This is a genomic window from Micromonospora sp. ATCC 39149 (assembly GCF_000158815.1).
GTDB lineage: Bacteria > Actinomycetota > Actinomycetes > Mycobacteriales > Micromonosporaceae > Micromonospora.
Genome location: NZ_GG657738.1, coordinates 6649648 through 6651912 on the forward strand (window position 1 = coordinate 6649648; position 2265 = coordinate 6651912).

Genomic DNA, 2265 nt, shown 5'->3' on the forward strand with positions numbered 1-2265 from the left:
TCAGCACCACGCCCTGGTCGGCGAGGATCCGGCCGCCGCCGACGGGCAGGTCGGACACGGCGGCCAGCGCCGCAGCCTGCCCGCCGGCGGGGGGCGTCGGTGCCGGCCGGATCGCCGCTGCCGGCGGGCTCGGCCGCCGGGTCCCCGCTGGCCGGCGCGCCGCCGGCCGGTGGGTCGGCCGCCACCGGGGTGGCGGCGGGCTCCCCGTACGTCTGGCAGCCCGCCAGCAGGGCGGTGACGCCCGCCGCGCCGGTGGCGCACAGGACGGCCCGGCGGGACGGGCAGGGCCGGTGTTCGTCGGTCATCTCGCTTCTCTCCTCGCCGCTGCCCACGCCGCCGGGCGGGGTCACCGGGTGATCCCGAAGGTGGTGAAGTACCACAGCGACGAGGTCAGCCAGATCGCCGTGAGAGCGACGAAGACCGCCCCGCCGAGCACCGGCAGGACCCAGCCGGCCAGCCCCGGCTTCGGCAGGGCCAGCATCTTCGTGGTGAACACGCCGAAGAAGAAGCAGCCGAACAGGGAGTGGGCCAGGGTGCGCAGGTCGTAGGCGGCGAAGCCGAGCGCGTACAGGCAGTGCACGGCCACGGGCACGGCGAGCAGGAAGGCGACCCGACCGGACCAGCGGTGCGCGACGCCCGCCCAGGACGGGCGGAATCCCCCGAGCCGGCCCCACATCGACATCGCCGACAGGACCTGCACCACGGCGAGCGCCATCGCGCCGCTGCCCAGCCACACCTTGACCTGCATCGGGCCGGTGAAGCCGGCGACGTTGACGGCGATGCCGGTGGGCTGGTGCAGCTTCGCGTACACGCCGATGGCCACCGCGATCGCCGCGCCGGCGAGCACCGGCAGCAGCAGCGAGGCCGTCCGGGCCGGCTCGGTTTCGGCGGCGAGCCGGGCCGCGAGCGCGGCGGGGTCGGGCAGCAACCGCAGGCTCCGCTCGTCGTCGCCGGTCCTCGCGCCCCGGTCGTCGCGCGCCCTGTCGTCCGGCGCGTCGTCCCGGCTGGCACGCCAGCTGTCGACCTCCGGCTTGGCCTTCCTGCGGGCGTCCCACCTGTCGCCGCCCGGGCGGGCACCCGTTCCGGTGCCCCACACGTCGACCTTCGGCGCGGTGCCCGGGCCGGCGTCCCATGCTCCGGCCCGGGCCGGGTCGTCGGTGCCGCCGTCCCGTGCGCCGGCCCGGGGCGGGGGCGGGTCGTCGATGCCGCCCCACACGTCGACCTCCGGTGGGGCGTCCCAGTCGAGGCGGGGCGGGGTGTTCCTGCCGGTGCCCCACGTGCCGCCGGCCGGGGCGACGTTGGTGCCGGCGCCCCAGTCGCCGCCGCTGGTCACCGGCGGGGCCCCGGCCCGGGGATCACCGGCTGGGCGGTGAGGGTCAGCCCTTCGACGATCGTCGTGCCGAACGCGGGGTCGAGCGGCGGTGCCGGCATCGGCCGGCCGTTCCAGGTGAGCACGCCGATCTGGGTGCCGTCCGGGCGCAGGATCCAGCCGCCGTCGACCCCGGCGTCGCGCAACGACGGGGTGGCCCGGTACACCACCGGGGCGGTCCCCGCCGTGGCCTTCGCCGTGAACGTCGACTCGCCGCCGCCGACGGCCAGCTTGCCGGTGGCCCCGGAGTCGTCGAACGTCCCGGTGAGGGTGGCGTCCTTGCCGTCGAGCTTCAGCTTGCCGTCGGTGGCCGTGCCGCGCAGCCACAGCTCCAGTTCCTTGCCGTCGCACACGTACGCCTCGGCGGCGCCGTCGCGGGAGGTGATGGCGATGGTCGCACCGTTGTCCAGGCGGCCGGTCCAGCTCGCGTCCACCTTCTGCTCGGGTGTGCCGGCGGCGGGGACGTCCGTCGCGCCGGGGGCCGCCGGGGGCGCGGAAGCCCCCGGGGAGAGCTCGGGCGGGCGGGGCGTGGCCTGCTCGGGTGGCGCGTCGGCGGGTGCCGCGGTGCTGGCCGGGGGCGCGGCTTCCACCTTCGGCGGTGCGGCCGCCGGCGCCGCCTGCGCGCTCATCGCGAACAGTACGGCCGCCATCCCGGCTCCGGTCACCAGCGTCAGCAGCGGGGTCAAGCGCTTCATGGGGCAGCTCCCTTCACCGAACCGTACGGGGCCGGCACGCCGGTCGTTCAACGCGACGGCAGATTGCTTCCCGACGATTCCCGGCGACCCGACGCCCGGGACGTCGATCGGGGGACGGCGCGGGGTGGGCTGGCGCTGTGCGGGCCGGCGGGGCCACGGCTGGCGGAAGGGCGATACGGTGCTCGCCGTGACCGCAGCCGA

2 protein-coding genes and 1 pseudogene are annotated in these 2265 nt (G+C 77.1%); all 3 read right to left on the reverse strand.

The features are described from left to right. A pseudogene (locus MCAG_RS35460) lies at positions 1-305 on the reverse strand (hypothetical protein); the annotation flags it as partial. Between the two features lie 41 nt (positions 306-346). After that, positions 347-859, reverse strand: coding sequence for a DUF6529 family protein (locus MCAG_RS28715; RefSeq protein WP_036378167.1), 513 nt, complete (start codon positions 857-859; stop codon positions 347-349). 470 nt (positions 860-1329) lie between these two features. Next, complete coding sequence (locus tag MCAG_RS28720; protein WP_007076447.1) at positions 1330-2064, reverse strand: hypothetical protein; 735 nt, start codon at positions 2062-2064, stop codon at positions 1330-1332. Positions 2065-2265 lie beyond the last annotated feature (201 nt).